General features: G+C 72.1%; 20 protein-coding genes. 1 reads left to right on the forward strand and 19 read right to left on the reverse strand.

Annotated features, from left to right (window positions below; genetic code table 11):
* On the reverse strand, positions 1 to 246 hold a 246-nt coding region (locus VFB40_RS17820; RefSeq protein ID WP_324852064.1), incomplete at its 3' end, for a metallophosphoesterase.
* Between the two features lie 59 nt (positions 247 to 305).
* On the opposite strand from VFB40_RS17820, the gene VFB40_RS17825 reads away from it, so the two are divergent.
* Positions 306 to 956, forward strand: coding sequence for an HIT family protein (locus tag VFB40_RS17825; RefSeq protein ID WP_324852066.1), 651 nt, complete (start codon positions 306 to 308; stop codon positions 954 to 956).
* Positions 957 to 978: 22 nt separating this feature from the next.
* Here the strand turns inward: VFB40_RS17825 and VFB40_RS17830 are convergent, their stop codons facing one another.
* The 18 genes from VFB40_RS17830 to VFB40_RS17915 form a co-directional block, all read right to left on the reverse strand.
* The gene (locus tag VFB40_RS17830; protein WP_324852068.1) at positions 979 to 2,448 is read right to left on the reverse strand and encodes an RsmB/NOP family class I SAM-dependent RNA methyltransferase; all 1,470 of its coding nucleotides are present in this window, start codon (positions 2,446 to 2,448) and stop codon (positions 979 to 981) included.
* A gap of 94 nt (positions 2,449 to 2,542) precedes the next feature.
* The gene (fmt, locus tag VFB40_RS17835) at positions 2,543 to 3,472 is read right to left on the reverse strand and encodes a methionyl-tRNA formyltransferase (RefSeq protein ID WP_324852070.1); all 930 of its coding nucleotides are present in this window, start codon (positions 3,470 to 3,472) and stop codon (positions 2,543 to 2,545) included.
* A gap of 105 nt (positions 3,473 to 3,577) precedes the next feature.
* Positions 3,578 to 4,159 (reverse strand): peptide deformylase, encoded by a 582-nt coding sequence (gene def, locus VFB40_RS17840; RefSeq protein WP_324852073.1) that lies wholly within the window; start codon positions 4,157 to 4,159, stop codon positions 3,578 to 3,580.
* Positions 4,160 to 4,266: 107 nt separating this feature from the next.
* The gene (locus tag VFB40_RS17845; RefSeq protein WP_324852075.1) at positions 4,267 to 6,360 is read right to left on the reverse strand and encodes a primosomal protein N'; all 2,094 of its coding nucleotides are present in this window, start codon (positions 6,358 to 6,360) and stop codon (positions 4,267 to 4,269) included.
* Positions 6,361 to 6,477: 117 nt separating this feature from the next.
* Positions 6,478 to 7,698 (reverse strand): methionine adenosyltransferase, encoded by a 1,221-nt coding sequence (gene metK, locus VFB40_RS17850; RefSeq protein WP_349261529.1) that lies wholly within the window; start codon positions 7,696 to 7,698, stop codon positions 6,478 to 6,480.
* Between the two features lie 252 nt (positions 7,699 to 7,950).
* Positions 7,951 to 9,186, reverse strand: a complete 1,236-nt coding sequence (gene coaBC / locus VFB40_RS17855; RefSeq protein WP_324852077.1) for a bifunctional phosphopantothenoylcysteine decarboxylase/phosphopantothenate--cysteine ligase CoaBC — start codon at positions 9,184 to 9,186, stop codon at positions 7,951 to 7,953.
* Between the two features lie 7 nt (positions 9,187 to 9,193).
* A complete protein-coding gene (gene rpoZ, locus VFB40_RS17860) occupies positions 9,194 to 9,454 on the reverse strand; it encodes a DNA-directed RNA polymerase subunit omega (protein WP_211469866.1) in 261 nt (86 codons plus the stop codon).
* A gap of 50 nt (positions 9,455 to 9,504) precedes the next feature.
* A complete protein-coding gene (gmk, locus tag VFB40_RS17865) occupies positions 9,505 to 10,044 on the reverse strand; it encodes a guanylate kinase (RefSeq protein WP_349260100.1) in 540 nt (179 codons plus the stop codon).
* Positions 10,045 to 10,354: 310 nt separating this feature from the next.
* Positions 10,355 to 10,675, reverse strand: coding sequence for an integration host factor, actinobacterial type (gene mihF / locus VFB40_RS17870; RefSeq protein ID WP_211469867.1), 321 nt, complete (start codon positions 10,673 to 10,675; stop codon positions 10,355 to 10,357).
* Positions 10,676 to 10,903: 228 nt separating this feature from the next.
* Positions 10,904 to 12,751, reverse strand: coding sequence for a gamma-glutamyltransferase family protein (locus VFB40_RS17875; protein WP_324852081.1), 1,848 nt, complete (start codon positions 12,749 to 12,751; stop codon positions 10,904 to 10,906).
* 22 nt (positions 12,752 to 12,773) lie between these two features.
* On the reverse strand, positions 12,774 to 14,276 hold the full coding sequence (locus VFB40_RS17880) for an MFS transporter (protein WP_324852083.1): 1,503 nt from the start codon (positions 14,274 to 14,276) through the stop codon (positions 12,774 to 12,776).
* A 200-nt stretch (positions 14,277 to 14,476) separates the two neighbouring features.
* On the reverse strand, positions 14,477 to 14,920 hold the full coding sequence (locus VFB40_RS17885; RefSeq protein ID WP_324852085.1) for a MarR family winged helix-turn-helix transcriptional regulator: 444 nt from the start codon (positions 14,918 to 14,920) through the stop codon (positions 14,477 to 14,479).
* Between the two features lie 104 nt (positions 14,921 to 15,024).
* Positions 15,025 to 15,861, reverse strand: a complete 837-nt coding sequence (gene pyrF / locus VFB40_RS17890; RefSeq protein ID WP_324852087.1) for an orotidine-5'-phosphate decarboxylase — start codon at positions 15,859 to 15,861, stop codon at positions 15,025 to 15,027.
* Complete coding sequence (locus VFB40_RS17895; RefSeq protein WP_324852089.1) at positions 15,858 to 17,033, reverse strand: quinone-dependent dihydroorotate dehydrogenase; 1,176 nt, start codon at positions 17,031 to 17,033, stop codon at positions 15,858 to 15,860. Before VFB40_RS17895 ends, pyrF begins: the two co-directional genes overlap by 4 nt.
* On the reverse strand, positions 17,033 to 20,398 hold the full coding sequence (carB, locus tag VFB40_RS17900) for a carbamoyl-phosphate synthase large subunit (protein ID WP_324852091.1): 3,366 nt from the start codon (positions 20,396 to 20,398) through the stop codon (positions 17,033 to 17,035). The genes VFB40_RS17895 and carB overlap by 1 nt, the downstream gene beginning before the upstream one ends.
* On the reverse strand, positions 20,398 to 21,594 hold the full coding sequence (gene carA / locus VFB40_RS17905; protein ID WP_324852093.1) for a glutamine-hydrolyzing carbamoyl-phosphate synthase small subunit: 1,197 nt from the start codon (positions 21,592 to 21,594) through the stop codon (positions 20,398 to 20,400). The genes carB and carA overlap by 1 nt, the downstream gene beginning before the upstream one ends.
* Entirely contained in the window at positions 21,591 to 22,172 is a 582-nt protein-coding gene (locus VFB40_RS17910) for a PH-like domain-containing protein (protein ID WP_324852095.1), read from the reverse strand. The genes carA and VFB40_RS17910 overlap by 4 nt, the downstream gene beginning before the upstream one ends.
* Before the next feature lie 8 nt (positions 22,173 to 22,180).
* Positions 22,181 to 22,891, reverse strand: a 711-nt coding sequence (locus tag VFB40_RS17915) for a dihydroorotase (protein ID WP_324852097.1), incomplete at its 5' end; no start/stop codon positions are given.

The raw sequence follows: 22,891 nt of genomic DNA on the forward strand, positions 1-22,891 counted from the left end.
CAGCAGCCGCAGCACGATCGCGATATCGGCGAGCCGTTCGGATATATCCCCGGCGACGAGCAGCCAGTCCTCTTCCGAATGCGGTCGCAGCGCCTGGACGACAGAGCGGTTCTCCGCGTAGGAAACGTGCAAGTCGCTGACCGCCAGCAGCTTGCCGCCTGAGCCGGAATCGCCGGGCGAGCCGGCCCCGGCGCGGTCGTCTTCGCGCCCTGTCTCGCTGTCTGCCGCGCCGTCGACGCCGTCCATTGCTCTAGCCTGCCGGTAATGCGGGTGTCGAGGCAATCCCCGGGTGCTTTGATGGCCGCATGACGACAGAGTCCGAGCAGCCGGGCGAGCACGCCCGGTCCGTGCACCAAAACCTGCACCACCTGCCGTTCGGTCGCCGCGTCGAGCCGCGTTACGACTTCGGTGCGTGGAGCACCTTCCCCTACGAGTTCGACGGCCTGCAGCGCATCAGGGTTCTGGACGAACCGGTGCTGCCCGAGCCACCGCGAAAAGGCGAGCCGGGCGGGGCGGAATGCACCGCCTGCGCCACGAGTGATGAGGCGCAGCTGTGGACCGACGAGTTATGGCGGGTGCACGCGCTGTCCGAGCCGAGCGCGTCTCCGGCGGTCGTCATCCTCGAACCGCGCGCCCACTGCGACCTTGGCGACCTGCCCGCGCGGGAATCAGCGCAGCTCGGGCCGCTCATCCAGCGCATCGAACGGGCGATCCTCGGCCTCGGCGGAGTCGGCCGGGTGCACGTCATGCGCTGGGGTGACGGCGCGTCACATCTGCACTGGTGGTTCCTGGCCAGGCCGGAAGGGATGCTTCAGATGCGCGGGGCGTTCATGCCGATCTGGGACGACGTGCTGCCGGCGCTCGACCACGCGACCTGGCAGGGCAACCTCGCGCGAATCGCCGCCGCGCTGGCCGCAGACGGCGGCACGGCGCACTTCACGCTCGGAAGCGAGTGACCGCTAGCCCGAGAGGGCATGGTCAGACGCGCCGCAGCAGAGCGAGGTACATAGCGTCGGTGTCGTGCAGGTGAGGCCACAGCTGCACGTCCGGGCCGTCGCCCAGCTCCGGGACACCCGGCAGGTACGGCCGGGCGTCGAGCTGTTCGACGTCATCGCGCCGCGCGAGCACGTCCGAGACGACGAGGCGGGTCTCGGCCAGGTGCGGGGAGCAGGTGACGTACGCGACGAGCCCGCCCGGCCTGGCCGAATCGAGCGCCGAGGCCAGCAGCCTCTTCTGCAGTTCGGCCAGCCGGGAGACGTCGGCGGGCTCGCGACGCCAGCGGCTTTCGGGTCGGCGGCGAAGTGCGCCGAGGCCGGTGCAGGGCGCGTCGAGTAGCACGCGGTCGAAGGTCGCGGGACGCCACGGCGGTTGAGTTCCGTCCGCGGTGACGACCTTGTGCACGCCGCGGATCGGCTGCAGGGCCCGCTTGACCAGACGGGCGCGGTGCGGGGCGATCTCGGCGGCGACGAGCCTTGCGCCGCGCTGCGCGCCGGTGGCCGCGAGGAGCGCGGCCTTTCCTCCGGGGCCGGCGCACAGGTCGAGCCAGAGCCGGTCGCCGTCAGAAGAATCAGCACCGGACGAGTCGGCGCCGGACGAGTCGGCCTCGGTCAAATCGTCGCCGTCACCGTAGACGTCCGCGACACGATCCGCGTCGGCTGCGCGATCGCCGAGCGGAGCGGCCATCAGCGCCAGCGCGACAAGCTGGCTGCCCTCGTCCTGCACGCCGGCCCGTCCCCGCGCCACCGCCTCAAGGCGCGCCGGGTCGCCCTCCGGCAGATACGCCGCTGTCGACGCGTAGCGACCCGGCTCAGCACCCTGCTTCACCAGGTCGGCCTGCTCGGCGAGTCCCGGGCGCGCGGCGAGCGTGACGCCGGGCCGCTCGTTGTCGGCTTCGAGCAGCCGGTCGATCTCGTCGTAGGCGGCGTCCTTGCCCCGGTGCGCGGCCAGCGAATCCCAGAGCGCTGAGACGACCCACACCGGGTGCGAGCGGTAGACCGCGAGGTATCCCTCGGGGTCGCGTCCCGGATCGGGGGCAACGCGATCCACCCATGCGCGCAGGTCCAGCCGCGCCACCTTGCGCAGCACCGCGTTGACCATGCGCGCCGCGCCCTCGTGCGCCACCTCGCGGGCTAGTTCGACGGAGCTGTCCACCGCCGCGTGCGGCGGAATCCGGGTCGCCAGCAGCTGGTGCGCGCCGAGCCGCAGCACGTCGAGCACTTCGGGATCGAGCTGCGCGAGCGGCCGGTCGACGCACGCGGACAGGATCGCGTCATACGTGCCGCGCCCGCGCAGCGCGCCGTAGGCCAGCTCGGTCGCGAGAGCCGCGTCGCGCGCGTCGAGCCGCCGCTCGGCGAGCAGCCTGGGCAGCACGAGGTTGGCATAGGCCTCGCGCTCGGCCACCGCGCGAAGGGTGTCGTAGGCGGCGAGTCGGGCTGGGTCGGTGCGCATCAGACCATTATCCCGTGCGCGAGAGGTCGTTTCGGCCGCGCTTGGCCACGCATGGCCAGGCGAGCGGAACTGCTTGACCGGCGGAGCGAGACAGCTACTCGAACCGCGCGCCTTCGTGCAGCCGCAGGCCGCGTGCCCAGTCGGCGGCCGCCATGCGCCGCTTGCCCTGCGCCTGCACATCGCCCAGTCGCACGGTGTGCCCCGAGCCGGTGCCGACCTGGAGGCCGCGCTTGTCGCTGACGATCGTACCGGGCTCGACGTCGGTGATGCCCGGGATCGGCGTGACCGGGAAGATCTTGACCCGCTCGCCGCCCAGCGTGGTCCAAGCCCCCGGGGCCGGAGTGCACGCGCGCACTTGCCGGTCGATGTGCAGCGCGGGGGTCTTCCAGTCGATCCGCGCGTCGTCGGTCGTCAGCTTCGGCGCCTGCGATACGCCTTCGGCCGGCTGCGGGACCGCGTTCAGGCGGCCCTCCTCGATCCCGTCCAGGGTGGCGACGAGCAGCCGCGCGCCGTCGACGGCGAGCCGTTCCAGCAGGTCGCCGCTGGTGTCGGTGCGGCCGATCTCCTCGGTGACTGTGCCGAAGACCGGGCCGGTGTCCAGGCCCTCCTCGAGACGGAAGGTGCACGCGCCGGTGACCTCGTCGCCGGCCAGGATCGCGCGCTGCACCGGGGCGGCTCCGCGCCACGCCGGCAGCAGCGAGAAGTGCAGGTTGATCCATCCGTGCCGCGGGACCTCGAGCGCCGCGGGCGGGATGAGGCCGCCGTACGCGACGACCGGGCAGGCATCGGGGGCCAGCTCAGCGAGCCGGGCGAGGAACGCGGGATCGCGCGGGCGCGGTGGCGTGAGCACCTCGATTCCCGCCTCGTCGGCGACCCGGCGCACCGGGGAGGGCTCCAGCCGACGGCCGCGGCCGGTCGGCGCGTCGGGCCGGGTGAGCACCGCGACGACCTCGTGCCGGGAGTCCAACAGCGCCTTGAGCGACGGGACGGCCGGCTCCGGCGTCCCCGCGAACAGCACCCTCATGGTTCGACTTCCTCCGCCATCCCGATCCCGACCCGACCCCGCTCGTGCCGCCTCGCTCGCCCCGTACCGCTTGCGCGGATCCCGCCCGTGCAGATTCCGCCGCCGCTAACGCGCCTGGCCGAAGGTCGGGTGCGGCGAGGCCTTGATCTGCGGGATCTTGGCCGCCTCGGCGTTCGCGCCGGAGTCGGCGCGGCCGCCGTTGGCCCAGTCCGCCTGGCGGATCGCGCGCAGCGCGGCCTTGCGGGTCTCCCGGTCGAGCCGGTCGACGAACAGGATGCCGTCGAGGTGGTCGGTCTCGTGCTGGAAGCACCGGGCCAGCTTCTCGCTGCCCTCGATCACCACCGGATCGCCGTACTCGTTGTATCCGCGGGCCACCGCGCGCAGCGCCCGCGTGCACGGGAACGCCAGATTGGGGATGGACAGGCAGCCCTCGTCGCCGTCCTGGATCTCGTCGGACAGGTCCAGCTGCGGGTTGATCAGATGCCCGACCTCGCCGTCCACGTTGTACGTGAACACCCGCAGCGAGACGCCGATCTGCGGGGCGGCCAGGCCGGCGCCCGGGGCGTCGAGCATGGTGTCCGTCAGGTCCTTGACGAGCCGGCGCAGCTCCTTGTCGAAGTCGACCACGGGATCGGCCTTGGTGCGCAACACCGGGTCGCCGAACAGCCGGATCTGCTGGATCGCCACTGGTTCGCCGTCCGTTCGTGTCGTCTTGGCCGCGCCCGTCCCGCTGGGTCGAGTGTAACGAAGCCGGGGCACGCGCCGTGCCGCTGCGCCCGCGCTCGCGGCGCGCGTCAGGCCAGGTCGGCGGGGTCGATCCGGATGCGCACGTGCGCGGGGGCCTTGCGGGCCGTGCGCACGCCCTGCGTCGCCTTGAGCGCTTCGGCCAGTCTCCGGCCGCCGGCGCGGGCGCAGCGGATCAGCACTCGATGCTGCTGTTCGCCCGGCTCGCCGCCGTTGGGCACCGGGGTCGGGCCGAGGATTTCCGCGTCGTCGGGCAGCGTGAGCGTGGTCATGAACTCGTCCAGGGCCGAGTACGGCGCGGTCAGTTCCGCTATCCGGGCGGCCGGCGGATAGCCGAGCTCCGCGCGGTCGGCCAGTTCCCGGCGGGCGAAGGCGGCCGGGTCCCAGCGCACCAGGGCCTGCACGGGAGCGGCAGTGGGCTCGGCGGCGATCGCGACCACGCCGCCTTCCGCCGCGGGACGCACCAGCGCGGCGGCCGCGAGCCAGCGCCGCAGCGCCTGCTCGGCCGCGCGCAGGGTCGGCACTCCGAGCAGCAGGTCGCCGTCGAGCAGCACCGCGGCGGCGAAACCGCCGGCGGCGACCGGCTCGGCGCCCGGCGTGGCGACGATCAGGGCGGGCTCAGGACCGATCTCGGTCAGGATCGCTCCGCCTCGGCTCAGCCGCACGGTCACGCCCGGGAAGGCCCGCCCTAGCTCCTCGGCGCTGCGGGCCGCGCCGGTGGCGCGGGCGCGGAACCGGCCGGCTCCGCAGCGGTCGCAGCGCCAGCGTTCGGCGATCTTGCCGCACCAGCGGCAGCGCGCCGAGTCGGCCGCTCCGGCGAGCGCGAGGGCGCCGTGGCAGTGCGCGCAGTGCGCGGCCTCGCGGCAGCGCACGCAGGCGAGAGCCGGCAGGTAGCCGGTGCGCGGGACCTGCACGAGCACGGGTCCGCGCTGGAGGCCGTCTCGGGCGACGCGCCACGCGAGGGCGGGGATGCGCGCGATCGCGGCGCCCGCGTCGCGAGCGGTGTCCCGGTCGGGGTCGACCGTACGGATCATCGGGGCGTGTTCGCGCATCACCGCGCGGGGCGCGGCGACGGGCCTGGCCCAGCGGCGCGCGACGAGCTGCGCGCCTTCCGCGGTGACCGTGTAACCGCCGATCAGCGCTGCCGCCCCGGATTGGTGCGCGCGGATCGTCAGCACCTCGCGCACGTGCGGATAGGGAGCGGCGCGATCGGCTAGTGACGAATCTCCGTCGTCCCACAGCGCGACCAGTCCGAGATCGGGCAGCGGGGCGAACATGGCGGCGCGCGTGCCCACGACACAGCGCACGTCGCCGCGCTTGGCCGTGAGCCAGCGGCTGTAGCGCTCCCCCGCGCCGAGGTCGGCGGTCAGCGCGACATGCCGGCCCTGGCCGAGCAGTTCGGCGAGCGCGGCGTCCATGCGGCTGACGTCGCGTCCGTCGGGGACCACGATCAGGGCGCTGCGGCCGCTGTTCAACGTGGCGTGTACGGCCGTGGCCAGGGCTCGCGACCAGTCAGGGCCGACCGCGGCGCGATCGGATTCCCCAGTGGCGACCGGGGCGATGCCCGGCAGCGCCGCCCACACCGCGCGCGGACTCTGCCCGGCGGCCAGCGCGGCGAGAAGCTCGGGACCGTTCGTGTAGTACTTCCACGGCTGCGGGTCGTATGCGGCGAGCGGGCCGCTCATCGGCGGGCGCGGCGCGGCCTTCTCGGTTCGGGCGTGCCGTGGCGGGATCGCCAGGCGCAGGACGTCGGCGACGGTTCCGGCGTACGCGTCGGCCACAGCGCGGGCCAGCTTGCCGATCTCCTGCGTCAGCACCGGCTCCGGCGAGACGACGCTGTGCAGCGGGGCGAGCCGGCCGGCGAAGTCGGTTTGCTCGGCGCGCTCCCAGAGGTAGCCGTCCACGAGCTGGCCGGCGAAACGCACCCGGACCCGCACCCCCGGCTGGGCCGCCTCGGCCAGTTTCGCCGGGACCGTGTAGTCCCAGAGCCGGTCCAAATGCGCGGGTTCGACGTCCACGATGACCTTGGCGACCGGCTGGCGCTGCGCCGGAATCGAGGCCGTCGGGTTCGCGTCAGCCGCCCGCGCCTTGCCGCGTGCGGCCTCGGCGCGGACGAGCGCCATCTGCTCGCCCGCGTGGTTCATCCGTCCTTTGTACCGGACCGGGCCGACAACGGAAGGCCACCGAACGCACCTGACGGGACATCAAATCTGATGTCCCGTCAGGTATGTGCCGCGAGTGAAACTTACCCGAGGATCAGGTCAGCCGATCATCGACTTGAGCGCCTCGACCCGGTTGGCCTGCTCCCAGGTGAAGTCCGGCAGCTCCCGGCCGAAGTGGCCGTAGGCGGCGGTCTGGGCGTAGATCGGGCGCTTGAGGTCCAGGTCGCGGATGATCGCGGCCGGACGCAGGTCGAAGACCTCGCCGACGGCCTGCTGGATCCGCTCCACGGACACGGTCTCGGTGCCGAAGGTCTCCACGAACAGGCCCACCGGGGCGGCCTTGCCGATCGCGTAGGCGACCTGCACCTCGGCCCGCGTGGCCAGGCCGGCCGCGACGATGTTCTTGGCCACCCAGCGCATCGCGTACGCCGCGGAGCGGTCCACCTTCGACGGGTCCTTGCCGGAGAACGCGCCGCCGCCGTGCCGCGCCATGCCGCCGTACGAGTCGACGATGATCTTGCGGCCGGTCAGGCCGGCGTCGCCCATCGGGCCGCCGATCTCGAAACGGCCGGTCGGGTTGACCAGCAGCCGGTAGCCCTCGGTGTCGATGTCGAGGCCGCCGCGCTGGAACTCGGCGAGCACGTGGTCGACCACGTACTCCTTGACGTCCGGGGTCAGCAGCGTGGCCAGGTCGATGTCCGAGGCGTGCTGCGAGGAGACCACGACTGTGTCCAGGCGCACCGGGCGGTCGCCGTCGTACTCGATGGTGACCTGGGTCTTGCCGTCCGGGCGCAGGTACGCGACGGTGCCGTCCTTGCGCACCGCGGCGAGCTGCTGGGCCAGCCGGTGCGCCAGCGCGATCGGCAGCGGCATCAGCTCGGGGGTGTCCGAGCAGGCGTAGCCGAACATCAGGCCCTGGTCGCCCGCGCCCTGCAGGTCCAGCTCGTCCAGGCCGCCGCCGACCCGCGACTCGTAGGCCGCGTCGACACCCTGCGCGATGTCCGGGGACTGGGAGCCGATCGACACGGACACGCCGCAGGACGCCCCGTCGAAGCCCTTCTTCGAGGAGTCGTAGCCGATGCCGAGGATCGTCTCGCGCACGATCGTGGGGATGTCGGCGTACCCGGAGGTGGTGACCTCGCCGGCGATGTGCACCTGGCCGGTGGTGATCATGGTCTCCACCGCCACGCGCGAGGCCGGGTCCTCCTTGAGCAGCGCGTCGAGGATGGAGTCGGAGATCTGGTCGGCGATCTTGTCGGGATGCCCCTCCGTCACGGATTCGGAGGTGAACAGGCGGCGGGCGGTGTCCGGACGGACCACAGGTCGGCTCCTTCTCGCAGCGGCTGCTGACTTAATGGCGGGGGCCAATGGACCCGCGCGCGTGCACGCGCCAGTCTATCCGTGCACACCAGACGCTTGGGTACCCCCCGGGAGTAGCGTACCGGGGCCGCACCCTTAGCGGGCGACTTCGGCGTTTACGCTCGTGGCGACGGAGTTACCGCACGCGAAACGCGCAGAACAGCTGTGCCAAGTTCCCATGGCAGGCGGCCGCATCCGGGATCGGAACGCGCCTCAGGCCTCTGCGACGCCGCTGCCGCGCAGTTGCGCGACCCGGTCCCAGACCGCGTCGGCGAGGGCCCGCTTCGAACCGAGCGGGACCTCGGTCTCCACGCCGTCCGCGCCGACGATGACGCCCTGGGTGACCTGCTGGCCGAAGACCTTGTCCGCGCCGACCTCGTTGACCACGAGCAGGTCCACGCCGTACGCGGCCACCTTGCGGCGGCCCAGGTCGAGGAAGGAGTCGCGCTCGTCGCCGGTCTCGGCGGCGAAGCCCACCACGGTCTGGCCCGGCGCGAGCCGGTCGCGGCCGAGCTCCCGCAGCACGTGGGGGTTCTGGACCAGCTCGACGACCGGGGCCGAGTGCTCGTCCGACTTCTTGATCTTCGACTCGGCGTAGTTCTTGGGCCGGAAGTCGGCGACTGCGGCGTTGGCGACGATCACCTGCGCGTCGACGGCGGCGGCGCGCATGGCGTCGCGCAGCTCCAGCGCGGTGCCCACGCGGATTACCTTGGCTCCGGCCGGATCGGGCAGCGTGACGTTCGCGGCGACCACCGTGACCTCGGCGCCGCGGGCCACCGCCGCGGCAGCCAGGGCGTATCCCTGCAGGCCAGAGGAGCGGTTGCCGAGGAACCGCACCGGGTCCAGGGGTTCGCGGGTGCCGCCCGCCGAGATCACGACGCGCAGTCCGAGCAGGTCCTCCGGCAGCGACCCGCCGCGGCGCAGCACGGCGACCGCGGCCTCGAAGATCTCGGCGGGTTCCGGCAGCCGGCCGGGGCCCGAGTCGGCGCCGGTGAGCCGGCCGACGGCTGGGTCGAGCACGATAGCGCCGCGCCGACGCAGCGTGGCGACGTTCTCACGAGTGGCCGGGTGCTCCCACATCTCGGTGTGCATCGCCGGGGCGAACACCACGGGGCAGCGCGCGGTCAGCAGCGTGTTGGTGAGCAGGTCGTCGGCGAGGCCGTGGGCCGCCTTCGCGAGCAGGTCGGCGGTGGCCGGGGCGACGAGCACCAGGTCGGCGGACTGGCCGAGGCGCACGTGCGGCACCTCGGAGACCCGGTCCCAGACCTCGGTCGAGACCGGATGCCCGGACAGCGCCTCCCAGGTGGGCGCGCCGACGAAGCGCAGCGCGGCGGCGGTCGGCACGACCTGCACGTCGTGGCCGGACTCGGTGAACCGCCGCAGTACCTCGCAGACCTTGTACGCGGCGATCCCGCCGCCTACGCCGAGGACGACGCGCGGCTTGGGCACCGGGGGCTCAGGCCTGCTCGACCGGCTCCGCCGTCAGCAGCCCGGCGTTGATCTCGCGCAGGGCGATCGACAGCGGCTTCTCGTGCACGTGGGTGTCGACCAGCGGGCCGACGTACTCCAGCAGCCCTTCGCCGAGCTGCGAGTAGTAGGCGTTGATCTGACGAGCCCGCTTGGCCGCGTAGATCACCAGGCTGTACTTGGAGTCGGTCGCCTCGAGCAGCTCGTCGATCGGCGGGTTGATGATGCCCTCGGGCTCGGTGACGGACACGAAGGAGACCTTCCGATCGGGAAAAGAGGTTCCTGCCGCGGCGCATCCGCCTAGGACAGGCCCATCAAGTTTACCAGTTCCCGCGCCACGTCCTGCACGGATGTGTTGACGAGGGTCACGTCGAACTCGGACTCCGCGGCCAGCTCGACCCGGGCCGCGGCCAGCCTGCGCTCGACCACCTCGGGCGGCTCGGTACCGCGGCGGGTGAGCCGGTGTACCAGCTCCTCCCAGCTCGGCGGGGCGAGGAAGACCTGGAGCGCTTCCGGCATCGCGGCGCGCACCTGGCGGGCGCCCTGCAGGTCGATCTCCAGGAGGGTGGGCACGCCCGCGGCGAGCCGGTCCAGCACGGGCTGGCGCGGGGTGCCGTAGCGGTTGCCGGCGAACTGCGCCCATTCGAGCAGCTCGTTGTTCGCCACCAGCTTGTCGAAGCCCTGCTGGTCGGTGAAGAAGTAGTGCACGCCGTGGATCTCGCCGGGGCGCGCGTGCCGGGTGGTGACCGAGACCGAGTGCCAGATCTCCGGATGGGCGGTGCGCAGGTGGGCGACCACCGTGCTCTTGCCCACTCCGGACGGACCGGACAGGACCGTCAGCCTGCGGGGGGCCTCGGCGCGGCCGTCGGGCCGGTCCGGTGCCCGCCGGGTGGCGGGCCGGCCGGGATGCGGGCCCGGGTCGAGACGCGTGTCAAGGCCCTGGGGGGCCGGCGGCGTCGAGGGTTCACCTTCACCGGTTTGCGTGGAGCTCACGCGCACCGAGGTTACCCCACGGCGCCGCGCGGGGCGGGTACACCCGCGCCGAGAAGGACCGGAGCAATGCCCGAAAGCCCGTCTTGGGTCCTCTCGGCGCGGTCGCGCCGGGTAGACGGCCCGACCGCTGCGCTCGCGCGCAGCGTTCGGAGTCCGACTACTTGGCGCCGCCGAACTCGCGCTCGAGCGCGGCGATCTGGTTGGCGCCGAGGCCCCGGACCCGGCGGGTCTCGGAGATCGACAGCCGCTCCATGATCTGCTTGGCCCGAACCTTCCCGACGCCCGGCAGGGACTCGAGCAGGGCCGAGACCTTCATCTTGCCGATTACGTCGTTCTTCTGGCCCTCGCGGACGACCTCGGAGAGTGAAGCCCCCGAGTGCTTGAGCCGGTTCTTGACCTCGGCACGCTCACGCCGGGCCGCGGCCGCCTTCTCGAGAGCTGCCGCGCGCTGTTCGGGTGTGAGGGGCGGAAGAGCCACGCCAATTCACCTCATGACGTCGATGCGGATCGATGGGTTGAGTCGTCCTGCCGTTCGCACGGCCGGGCGGCTCGGTTGTCCGTTGCCGGAACCTAGTCGCTTACAGCTTCAGTGGCAAGGTGACACCCCCGCTGGTCTGCGATAAAACCGGAGCGTACCGGAGTTCGCGGCGGCGCGTGCACGGGACCGCCGGATTTTTCGGCCCGCGCGTTCCGGCTTGGAGCGCTCTCAGCGACCCGCGGCGTAGCCCTGCATGCCCCGTGGATTGGCCGCAGCGCGCAGGACACCAGTGTCAGGATCACGATATACGGCCGAGAGTCTACCCAGCGACCAAGGCCCTGACGAAATCGGATCGTGACCGAGTTTACGCAGCTCAGACAAGGTAACAGCTGAAAATCTTGACTCGATCGCCAAGCCCAGAGGATCGCGTTGGCGCGGTGCGAATGATGAGGGCACTGCGTTGCTGTGCCAGGCCGGCGCGTCGATCGCGGCCTGCAGTCCGAGACCGTCGACGGCCCAGCCCAAAAGCAGCAACAACTGCCATTGGTCCTGCTGATCCCCGCCCGGCGTGCCGAAAGCAAGCACGGGCCGGCCATCGCGGCAGGCGAGCGAGGGGCTGAGGGTGATCCGCGGCCGCTTGCCGGGGGCGAGCGAGTTGGGCAGGCCGGGCTCGAGCCAGCACATCTGTGCCCGAGTTCCCAGGCAAAAGCCCAGCTCAGGGATGGTGGGCGAGGATTGCAGCCAGCCGCCGGACGGAGTGGCGGAGATCATATTTCCCCACCGGTCGACCACGTCGATGTGGCAGGTGTCGCCCCGGGTCGAGCCGTTCGCGGCGACTTCGCTCTCGCCGACTCCCTGTCGGCTCCCTGCGCGCTCGACCGCGCTCATTGCATCGACTGATTCGCCTGTTCGGGCCACTGATCGCGGGGAGTTCAGGAACGCAGCCAGGCGCGGCGGGCGGCCGCCGGGCGCACCGGGGCGCAGCACGGCGCAGGCTTGATCGCCGACGAGCGCTGCCCGATCGCGCAGATATCCCGGGTCCAGCAGCTGCTCGATCGGGACGTCCGGCCGGTCCGCGAACCAGGCCTCGCGGTCGGCGAAGGCCAGCTTGGCCACCTCGACGACGCGGTGCACCCGTTCAGCCGAGCCGGGCGGCGGTAGCTCGCCGAGCGCGTCGAGCATGCCGAGCTGCAGCAGGAGCGCGGGGCCCTGGGTCCAGGGGCCAGCCTTGTGGATCGTGAGGCCGCGCCACGGCAGGCTCACGGTCGGCTCGTAGCCCGGCCGCCAGGCGTCGAAGTCGGCGGCCGTCAGCAGGCCCGCATGGGCGCGTCCGGTCTCGTCCGGCACCGGGACCCGGCAGAACCGCTCGACGGCCTCGGCGACGAAGCCGGAGTACCAGGCGCGCAGGGCGGCGTCGATCTGGGCCTCCCGGCCGGGTCCGGCCGCTTCCGCCTCGGCCAGCACGCGCCCGTAGGTGGCCGCCAGCGCCGGAAGCCGCAGCAGCTCACCCGGCCGCGGCACGCGCCCCTCAGGCAGCCATTGGGCGGCCGAGGAGGGCCAGTGCTCGCGCAGGTGGTCCGCGACCGCGCCGATGGTGCCGACGACGCCCGGAGCGAGCGGGTGCCCGTTCGCGGCGTAACCGAGGGCGTAGTCGAGCACGTCGCGCAGGCGCATGGTGCCGTGATCGCGCAGCAGGGTCAGCCACGCCCCGACGGCGCCGGGCACGGTGGCGGGCAGCAGGCCGGTGCCCGGGATCAGGTCGATGCCGAGGGATTCGAAGTGCTCGATGGTCGCGGCAGCCGGTGCGGGCCCCTGCCCCGCGAGCACTCGGGGCGTGGGGTCGGCCGCGGTGCTGGTGGCGGCGGTGGCCAGGATCATCGGGACCTCGCCGCCCGGCCCGTTGAGGTGCGGTTCGACGACGTGCAGGGTGAAGGCCGCGGCCGCCGCGGCGTCGAAGGCGTTGCCGCCGCGTTCGAGCACGGACATGCCGGCGGCGGTCGCGAGGTAGTGGGTCGAGGCGATCATGCCGAAGGTGCCCGACAGCTCGGGGCGGGTGGTGAAGGTCGGCTCGGTCATGACCGCACCCTATTCCCGACCCCTACCGCCTCGGCGCGGCCTTTTGCGCGGGCTGGACGGCCTCGTCGGGCCGGTCCAGCAGGTGGACCGCGGGGGCGAAGGTGGACCAGAGGGCGAGCAGGACGAAGGCCCCGGACAGTACGAGCATCGCGGTGGGCACGCCGAAGTTGTCCGCGAGCACGCCCGCGGTCACCGGCGCGGTCCACAGCAGCCCCGAGGTGCCGAAGCTGAGCGCCGAGGAGACCCGGCCCATCAGCGCGTCGGGCACGATCCGCAGCTGGTAGCTCTCCAGCAGCACGGTCAGCGGCACGATGAGGAACACCAGGAAGGCGGCGATCGTGCCGATCTCCCAGGGCCGGGGCGCAGCCGCGATGCCGAGCACCGCGGGGCCGATGATCCACGAGGCGGCGAGCACGACGGTGCGCGAGGGCACCCGCTTGAGCAGCAGCGGCGCGACCAGCGCGCCGCCGAGGCCGCCGATCGCGGCCAGTGCGGTGACCGCGCCGACCGTCGTGGGGCTGCCGCCGCGCGCTTTGAGCAGCGCGATGACCAGCAGCACGATGCCGCCGAGCAGGGCGCTGGTCAGGGCCGACCAGATGATGATGAAGCGCAGGTAGACGCTGGTGCGGATGTACGCGAAGCCCTCGCGCATGCCCTGCCAGGCGGTGTTGGCGGCGCCGGCCTCCCCCGGGTCGGGACCGAGCGGTTTGCGGATCATCCCCACGCCCACCGCGCTGACCAGGAAGGAGATCGCGTCGCCGAGGAACGGTATCCACTTGCCGATGGAGAACAGCGCGCCGCCGAGCGGGGGCCCGGCCAGCCGGGAGATCATCTCGCGGCCCTGCTTGGAGGCGGACAGGGCCTGGAACTGCTCCGGCGGCACGATCCGCTTGAGCACCGGGTTCATCGCCGCGCCGCCGATGCCGTTGCACATGCCCTGGATGAGGGCGACGGCGCCGATGTGCACGACGTTGACGTAGCCCTCGGCCACGGCCGCCACCACCGAGCCGACGGCGACAGCCTGGATGAGGTCGGCGGTGACGGCGAGCCTGCGCCGCGAGTAGCGGTCGGCGAGCGCCCCGCCGAGCAGGGTGGTGGACAGGCCGCCGATGTTGAGGCAGGCGCCGACCACGCCCGCGCGGGCGACCGAGCCGGTGGCGTAGAGCATCAGCAGCGGATAGGCCAGCTGGGACATCGCGCTGCCCAGCGAGGAGACCAGGGAGCTGATCCACCAGCCGGCGTAGTCGCGGTTGCGCCACAGCGGCATCACGCCGCGTACCGCCGAGGTGGAGATCGTCGCGGCGTTCTCGGCGGCGGCCTCCACATCTGGACCTATGGGCCCGCGCGGGCCGTCGGCGGTGTCGTTCAGGTGCGCAGCGTCGGTCAGGGACGCCGAGTCGTTTCGGGACGCGCCGGACGCGGTGTCGGCGGCGGTCTCGGTGTCGTTCAGCTGCGCGTCCTCGGCGAGGTCGGCACCCCCGCCGGCGGAAGCGTCCTTCGCGTCATCCACCTTGCGACCGTTCAATGCGCAGTCCTCGGCACTGTCGACATCCTCGCGCTCTGGGCAGTTCGGCAGCGCCTGAGCCGACACTGCCAAAGCCCATATTGCCCCGCCCGATCATTTCGAACACGGCTCGGGCGGCCCGCGATCACGCTGGGCACGCTCACAGCGAGGCCCGGCGCCGTCCGCGACGCCGCGACGCCGCGCCGCCGCGCCGCGGCGTCTCAGCCGGCCTGGGCCATCACCCTGGCGGCGTTCTCGGCGATCCGGCCGAGCAGGTCGCGCACCAGGGCGACCTCCGCCTCGGAAAGGCCGTCGGTCAGGCGCTGCTCCAACTTGTCCACCAGCGCGTCCGACTCCTCGAACACCGCCCGGCCCTGCGCGGTCAGCTTGATCTCGACCAGGCTGCCGTGCAGCGGATGCGGGGCGCGGCGCACGAAGCCGCGCAGCTCCATCCGGGAGAGCAGGCTGTTCATCGTCTGCTGGGTGACGCCGCAGCGGCGGGCCAGCTCCGCGGTGTTGATGCCGGGGTTGTCGCTCAGCACCGCCAGCGCCGCCTGCTGCGCGGCGGTGATGCCCACTTCCCGCACGGCGGCCTCCTTCGCCGCCTGGGTGGCTTGCTCGGCTCGCTTCACGTGAAGCAGCAGTCGCTCCGAGTAGTGCTGCATGCGCTCAGTCTATGAGGCGGTGACGGTCCGTGTCGCGAGTCAGAAGGCATAGATCCTACGACTTGCGCGCCAAAGCTCTGCCTGTGCCTCGGAAACCGTGTCCCTTAGTACGCCAGCGCTGTACGGCAAGCGTCGATGGACCGCGCCGCGGCCTCGCGAAGGCCTGCGACGTGGGGCCCGTGGCGTAACAGTTCGCGCGACATCGCCGGGACGACGTTGTGCAGGGCGTCGCCGAACAGCCCACGCAGATCCTCGGGCGTCGCACCCTGCGCGCCGAGGCCCGGGGCGAGGATCGGCCCGTTCAGCGCGGAGAGGTCGAACGGCACCTCGGCGAGGGTCGCGCCCACCACCGCACCGATCGAGCCCATCGGTTCGAGCCCTGCGTTACGTGCGGCCGCGCCTTCCAGGATCGCCGCGCCGACGGTCTTGCCGTCAGCGGTCAGCGCACGCTGGACCGAGCCGCCTTCCGGGTTCGAGGTGAAGGCGAGCACGAATACACCGGCACCGTGCTTCTCCGCGGTCGCGTACAGCGGTTCGAGCGAGCCGTAGCCGAGATAGGGCGAGGCGGTCAGTGCGTCGGCGAACAGCGGCGCGGCCGAGTCGAGGTACGCCTGGGCGTACGCCTCCACGGTCGAGCCGATGTCGCCGCGCTTGGCGTCCAGGACGACCAGCGCACCCGCCGACCGCGCGTCGGCGATCGTGCGCTCCAGGACGGCGATGCCGCGCGAGCCGAAGCGCTCGAAGAAGGCAGACTGCGGCTTGAGCACCGCGACGCGGTCGGCGAAGGCCTCGACGACCGTGGCAGCGAAGCGTTCCAGGCCGGCCACGTCGTCGGTCAGGCCCCAGGAGGTCAGCAGGGAGCTGTGCGGGTCGACGCCGGCGCACAGGGGCCCGCGGGCATCGAGCGCGGCGCGCAGCCGGGCTCCGAACGGGGCGGTCATCGGCTCGCGTTCTCCTCTCGGCGGCCCGGGCCGCTCGACTGATTTCGCCCGGTTTCGGGCGAGGACGCGTCGTGTCGGCGCGGGCCCGGCTGGATCCATCCGCTGCGGCTCAGGCCGCGATGGATGCGCGCCGCCCAGAACGGTCCCTCGTAGACGAATCCGGTGTAGCCCTGGAGAAGGGTGGCGCCGGCCGCCAGCCGCTCGGCGGCGGCGTCAGCCGTCGTGATTCCGCCGACGCCGACGATGGTCATCTCGTCGCCGACTCGCGCGCGCAGTCGCCGCAGCACCTCCAGCGCGCGTTCCCTCAGCACTGGGCCGGAAAGGCCGCCCGCGCCGAGCGCCTCGACTTCGGGCGAGGGCGTGGACAGGCCGTCGCGGCGGATCGTCGTGTTGGTCGCCACGATGCCGTCGAGGCCGATCTCGACGGCCAGGTCGGCGACCGCGTCGATGTCCTGGTCGGCGAGGTCGGGGGCGATTTTGACCAGCAACGGCACGCGCCGGCCGGCCGCCTCGTCCGCCGCCGCGCGCACGGCCAGCAGCAGCGGTCGCAGGACACTGACGGCTTGCAGGTTGCGCAGCCCGGGGGTGTTGGGCGAGGAGACGTTGACGACGAGGTAGTCGGCCAGCGGTGCGAGCAGCCGGGCCGAGGTCTCGTAGTCGGCGATGGCCTCGTCCTCCGGCACCACCTTGCTCTTGCCGAGGTTGATGCCGACGATCGGCGATCCGGCGCCCCGGGTCCGACCCTGGCGCCGCTGCCGCTCCCGCCACCGCGTCAGCCGGGCCGCGACCGCCTCGGCCCCGTCGTTGTTGAAGCCCATCCGGTTCACCAGCGCCCGGTCCCGGGGCAACCGGAACAGGCGCGGCGCCGGGTTGCCCGGCTGGGGCCGCGCGGTGACCGTGCCGACCTCGACGAAGGCGAAGCCGAGCGCCGCGAGCCCGTCGATGCCGACCGCGTTCTTGTCGAAGCCGGCCGCCAGCCCGAACGGACCCGGGAAGTCCAGGCCGAGCGCGCGCACGGACAAGGCCGGATCGCGCGGGCCGCAGGAGGACCGCAAGACCCGCGCCACGCCCGGCACCGCCGCGGCGGCCCGGATCGCGCCGAAACCGAGGCGGTGGGCGCGTTCCGGGTCCATCCGCCGGAAGACGGCTGCGAACAGGAGCCGGTAGAGCATCAACTCACCGCGCTGGGCACAGAGGCCGCGTCCGGCGTCGCGGCCGCAGCAGGGGTCTGGATCCCGCCGGCCTCGGCGCGCGACGCGTTGATCCGCGCCGCGTACTCCTGCAGCGACCCGACGCCCACGTCCCCGCGGCGCAACGCTTCGATGCCGAGCACCGCCGCGCCGAGGGCCTGGATCGTCGTGATGCAGGGCTTGCCCATCGAGACCGCGGCGGTACGGATCTCGTAGCCGTCCAACCGCGGCCCGACGCCGTGCGGCGTGTTGATGATCAGGTCGACGTCGCCGTCCATGATCCGCTGCACGATCGTCGGCTCGCCGTTCGGGCCGGTTCCCTGAGAGTGCTTGCGGACGACGGTCGCGGTCACGCCGTTGCGGCGCAGCACCTCCGCGGTGCCCTCGGTGGCGAGGATCTCGAAGCCGAGGTCGGACAGCGCCTTGATCGGGAACACCATCGAGCGCTTGTCGCGGTTCGCGACCGAGACGAACACCCGCCCGCCGGTCGGCAGCGAGCCGTAGGCGCCGGTCTGCGACTTGGCGAAGGCGGTGCCGAAGTCGGCGTCGATGCCCATGACCTCGCCGGTGGACTTCATCTCCGGGCCGAGCAGCACGTCCACGCCGCGGCCGTCCGGCATCCGGAACCGCGACCACGGCATCACGGCCTCCTTGACCGCGATCGGCGCGTCGAGCGGCAGCGCGCCGCCGTCGCCCTCGGCCGGGAGCAGCCCCTCGGCGCGCAGGTCGGCGATGGTGGCGCCGAGGCTGACCCGGGCCGCGGCCTTGGCCAGCGGGACCGCGGTCGCCTTGGACACGAACGGTACGGTGCGCGAGGCGCGCGGGTTGGCCTCCAGTACGTAGAGGATGTCCCCGGCCAGCGCGAACTGGATATTGATCAGACCCCGGACGCCGACGCCCTTGGCGATGGCCTCGGTCGAGGCGCGCAGCCGCTTGATGTCGTGCGAGCCGAGGGTGATCGGGGGCAGCGCGCAGGCCGAGTCGCCGGAGTGGATCCCGGCCTCCTCGATGTGCTCCATGACCCCGCCGAGGTACAGCTCGGTGCCGTCGTAGAGCGCGTCCACGTCGATCTCGATCGCATCGTCGAGGAACCGGTCGACCAGCACCGGGTGCTCGGAGACCAGGCCGGCGTGCCGCTCCAGGTACTCGGCGAGCGAGGCCGAGTCGTACACGATCTCCATGCCGCGGCCGCCGAGCACGTACGAGGGCCGCACCAGCACCGGGTAGCCGATCTCGTCGGCGATCGCACTGGCCTCGGGGAAGGAGAACGCGGTGCCGTGCTTGGGCGCCGGCAGCCCAGCCTGTTCGAGGACCCGTCCGAACGCGCCGCGCTCCTCGGCCAGGTGGATCGCCTCGGGGCTGGTGCCCACGATCGGCACGCCGGCGTTCTTGAGCCGCTGCGCCAGGCCCAGCGGGGTCTGCCCGCCGAGCTGCACGAGCACTCCGGCCAGGGGACCGGCCTGGCTCTCGGCGTGTACGACCTCGAGCACGTCCTCCAGGGTCAGCGGCTCGAAGTAGAGCCGGTCGGAGGTGTCGTAGTCGGTGGAGACGGTCTCCGGGTTGCAGTTGACCATCACGGTCTCGTAGCCGGCCTCGCGCAGCGCGAAGGAGGCGTGCACGCAGGAATAGTCGAACTCGACCCCTTGCCCGATCCGGTTCGGCCCGGAGCCGAGGATGATCACCGCGGGCTTGGCGCGCGGCGCGACCTCGCTCTCCTCGTCGTAGGAGGAGTAGTGGTACGGGGTGCTGGCGGCGAACTCGGCCGCGCAGGTGTCCACGGTCTTGTACACCGGCCGCACGCCGAGCGCGTGCCGCACCGCGCGCACCACCGGCTCCTCCAGCGAGCGGATCTGCGCGATCTGCGCGTCGGAGAAGCCGTAGCGCTTGACCCGGCGCAGCAGGCCCGGGGTCAGTTCCGGCGCGGCGGCCAGCTCGCGGGCCAGCTCCTCGATCAGCGCGAGCTGGTCGAGGAACCAGGGGTCGATGCCGGTGGCCTCGTACGCCTCTTCCACGCTGGCCCCGGCCCGCAGCGCGGCCATCACGGCGTTGACCCGGCCGTCGGTCGGAATCGAGGCCTGCTCGAGCAGCGCGGCCTTGTCGCCGGGCTCGCCGCCGAAGTCGAACTGGGCGTCCTTCTTCTCCAGCGAGCGCAGCGCCTTCTGCATCGCCTCGGGGAAGTTGCGGCCGATCGCCATCGCCTCGCCGACCGACTTCATGGTGGTGGTCAGCCGGGCGTCGGCGTTCGGGAACTTCTCGAAGGCGAAGCGCGGCACCTTGACCACGATGTAGTCGAGCGTGGGCTCGAAGGACGCAGGGGTCTGTTTTGTGATGTCGTTCGGGATCTCGTCGAGCGTGTAGCCGACGGCCAGCTTCGCGGCGATCTTCGCGATCGGGAAGCCGGTGGCCTTCGAGGCCAGCGCCGAGGAGCGGGAGACGCGCGGGTTCATCTCGATGACGATGATCCGGCCGTCTTCCGGGTTGACCGCGAACTGGATGTTGCAGCCGCCGGTGTCGACGCCGACCGCGCGGATGACCGCGATGCCGATGTCGCGCAGCCGCTGGTACTCGCGGTCGGTGAGCGTCATCGCGGGCGCCACGGTGATCGAGTCGCCGGTGTGCACGCCCATCGGGTCGAAGTTCTCGATCGAGCAGACCACCACGACGTTGTCGTTGCGGTCCCGCATGAGTTCGAGCTCGAACTCCTTCCAGCCGAGGATCGACTCCTCGAGCAGCACCTCGGTGGTCGGCGAGAGCTGGAGGCCGGTGCCGGCGATGCGGCGCAGCTCCTCCTCGTCGTGCGCGAAGCCGGAGCCGGCGCCGCCCATGGTGAAGGAGGGCCGCACGACGACCGGGTACCCGCCGAGGGTCTCGACCCCGGCCAGGCAGTCCTCCATAGAGTGGCAGATCACCGAGCGGGCGGACTCGGCGCCGATCGAGTCGACGATCCGCTTGAACCGGTCGCGGTCCTCGCCGGCCTGAATCGCCTCGATCTTCGCGCCGATCAGCTCGACCCCGTACTTCTCCAGCACCCCGGACTCGGCCAGCGCGACCGCCGTGTTCAGCGCGGTCTGGCCGCCGAGGGTGGGCAGCAGCGCGTCGGGCCGCTCCTTGGCGATGATCTTCTCGACGTACTCGGGCGTGATCGGCTCGACGTAGGTGGCGTCGGCGAACTCGGGGTCGGTCATGATCGTGGCCGGGTTCGAGTTGACCAGGATCACCCGCAGGCCCTCGGCCTTGAGCACCCGGCAGGCCTGGGTGCCCGAGTAGTCGAACTCGCAGGCCTGGCCGATGACGATCGGTCCTGAGCCGATCACCAGGACCGAGCTGAGGTCGTTCCGCTTCGGCATCAGGCCCCACCCTCCGTTGACTCGTTCACGGCCGGTGCGCCGCCCTTCTCCGCCTGCATCAGCTCTACGCTGCGCCCATGTTCGTCTCGCATGAGCTCGACGAATCTGTCGAACAGGTACGCGGCGTCATGCGGTCCTGCCGCCGCCTCGGGGTGGTACTGCACCGAGAACGCGGGCACGTCCAGGCAGCGCAGCCCTTCCACGACCCCGTCGTTCAGGCACACGTGGCTGACCTCTACGCGTCCGAACGGTGTGTCAGATACGCGATCCAGCGGTGCGTCCACCGCGAAGCCGTGATTGTGCGCGGTGACCTCGACCTTGCCGGTGAGGCGGTCCTGCACCGGCTGGTTGATGCCGCGATGCCCGTACTTGAGCTTGTAGGTGCCGAAACCGAGCGCACGGCCGAGCATCTGGTTGCCGAAGCAGATCCCGAAGACCGGCACCCGTCGCTCCAGCAAGCCCCGGGCCAACTCCACTGCCGCGTCCGCCGCAGCCGGGTCGCCGGGGCCGTTGGAGAAGAACACCCCGTCCGGTTCGAGCTCCAGCAGCTCCGGCAGCGAGATCCCGGCGGGCACGACGTGCGTCTCGATGCCGCGTTCGGCCATCCGGTGCGGGGTCATCGACTTGATGCCGAGGTCGACCGCCGCGACCCGGAAGCGCCGCTCCCCGATCGCCGGTACGACGTACGTCTCGGCCGTGGTCACGTCCCCGACCAGGTTCGCGCCCTTCATCTCGGGGCTCTCCAGGACCTGGGCCAGCAGCGCCCCGGCGTCCTGCTCGGCGGCCTCGCCGGAGAAGATCCCGACCCGCATCGCGCCGCGCTCGCGCAGATGCCGGGTGAGGGCGCGGGTGTCGATGCCGCTGATGCCGACGACGCCCTGCGCAGCCAGCTCGTCGTCGAGCGAGCGCACGGCGCGCCAGTTCGACACGCGCCGTGCCGGATCGCGCACGACGTAGCCGCTCACCCAGATGCGCGACGATTCCGGATCTTCGTCGTTCACGCCGGTGTTGCCGATGTGCGGGGCCGTCATCACCACGACCTGTCCCCGGTACGAGGGGTCGGTCAGCGTCTCCTGGTAGCCGGTCATCCCGGTCGCGAACACGGCCTCGCCGAAGGTCGCGCCGATCGCGCCGTAGGCCTCGCCGCGGAAGGTGCGGCCGTCTTCGAGCACCAGGACGGCGTCCGTGGCGGTCATCCCTTCGTCCTTTCCGTCAGCAGGGCGTCCACCCCGTCGATCAATCGCGCCCGGTCTCCCTTGGCGCGCGGCTGGAAGCCGGTGTCCAGCACCCGCCCGCCCAGCCGCCAGGTCAGCACGATCAGGCCCTCGCCGCCGGTCACCTTGCCAGCGATGCCGGGCGCCGTCTGCACCGACTCCACGTCTTCCGCCGGCACGAACACGTCGGGGGCCGCCTCACGCTCGAAAAGCACGCCGGACTTGCCGACGCGTACCCAGGCGTTGCTGCGCACGCCAAGGCCGTGTACCGCGATCCGGTCCAGCCAATCGCCGTGTGTGGTGGTCGATGCGTATACGCCCTCGACCGCGTCACCGAGCTCGCTGCCCTCCGGCGCGGTCGAAGGAGGAACCGGCAGGTCCGCCTGCCGCGCGGCGCGGTTCTTCCAGCCGCGCCACATCAGCCAGTACACGCCGCTGAGCACCGCGAGGACGAGCAGGGTGAGCAGGATGCGTCCGCCCCAGTGCGTTACCGGTGCGCTGTGCTGCCCCGCCGCCGTAGCGGTAGCGGCGACCGCACGCACCACCGCAGCAGTCGTCATCGCCGCGCTCACCGTTCCACCACCCGTCCGTCCAGTACCGTCGCCGATCCGTGTAGCAGCGTCGCCACGACCGCACCCGGCAGCTTCATCCCCGCGTAAGGCGTGTTGCGCGAGAGCGATTGCAGTGCGCCCGGCTCGATCACCCGCGAAGCCGCGGGGTCGACCAGCACCACGTTCGCGGGAGCGCCCGCCTCGAACGACCGGCCGTGCTCGGCCAGCCCGCCGATCCGGGCCGGCCGAACGGACATCCGGTCCGCCACGCCTGCCCAGTCCAGCAAACCCGTTTCCACCATGGTGCGCTGGACCACTGACAAAGCCGTTTCCAGGCCGAGCATCCCCATGGCGGCGACGGCCCACTCGCAGTCCTTGGCCTCGACCGGATGCGGCGCGTGGTCGGTCGCGACGGCGTCGATCGTGCCGTCCGCGAGCCCGGCGCGCACCGCCTCGACGTCGGCAGCCGAGCGCAGCGGCGGGTTGACCTTGTAGATCGGGTCGTAGCCCTGGATCAGGTCTTCGGTCAGCAGCAGGTGATGCGGCGTCACCTCGGCGGTCACCGGATAGCCGCGCGACTTGGCCCACCGGACGATCTCGACGGATCCGGCGGTCGACAGGTGGCAGATGTGCAGCCGCGATCCGGTGTGCGCGGCGAGCAGCACGTCCCGCGCGATGATCGCCTCCTCGGCGACCGCAGGCCAACCTTGCAGACCGAGCACGCCCGA

Source organism: Actinocrinis sp. (assembly GCF_035650855.1).
Taxonomy (GTDB): Bacteria; Actinomycetota; Actinomycetes; order Streptomycetales; family Catenulisporaceae; genus Actinocrinis.

Bases quoted from the DNA above. Each gene is read 5' to 3' on its own strand.
- carA (WP_324852093.1), bottom strand. From the start codon at position 21,594: ATGACCGCCACGGACGCCGTCCTGGTGCTCGAAGACGGCCGCACCTTC.
- pyrF (WP_324852087.1), bottom strand. From the start codon at position 15,861: ATGACCGCCCCGTTCGGAGCCCGGCTGCGCGCCGCGCTCGATGCCCGC.
- VFB40_RS17875 (WP_324852081.1), bottom strand. From the start codon at position 12,751: ATGACCGAGCCGACCTTCACCACCCGCCCCGAGCTGTCGGGCACCTTC.
- VFB40_RS17910 (WP_324852095.1), bottom strand. From the start codon at position 22,172: ATGACGACTGCTGCGGTGGTGCGTGCGGTCGCCGCTACCGCTACGGCG.
- fmt (WP_324852070.1), bottom strand. From the start codon at position 3,472: ATGAGGGTGCTGTTCGCGGGGACGCCGGAGCCGGCCGTCCCGTCGCTC.
- VFB40_RS17830 (WP_324852068.1), bottom strand. From the start codon at position 2,448: ATGCGCACCGACCCAGCCCGACTCGCCGCCTACGACACCCTTCGCGCG.
- VFB40_RS17885 (WP_324852085.1), bottom strand. From the start codon at position 14,920: ATGCAGCACTACTCGGAGCGACTGCTGCTTCACGTGAAGCGAGCCGAG.
- VFB40_RS17895 (WP_324852089.1), bottom strand. From the start codon at position 17,033: ATGCTCTACCGGCTCCTGTTCGCAGCCGTCTTCCGGCGGATGGACCCG.
- VFB40_RS17825 (WP_324852066.1), top strand. From the start codon at position 306: ATGACGACAGAGTCCGAGCAGCCGGGCGAGCACGCCCGGTCCGTGCAC.
- VFB40_RS17845 (WP_324852075.1), bottom strand. From the start codon at position 6,360: ATGAACCACGCGGGCGAGCAGATGGCGCTCGTCCGCGCCGAGGCCGCA.
- carB (WP_324852091.1), bottom strand. From the start codon at position 20,398: ATGCCGAAGCGGAACGACCTCAGCTCGGTCCTGGTGATCGGCTCAGGA.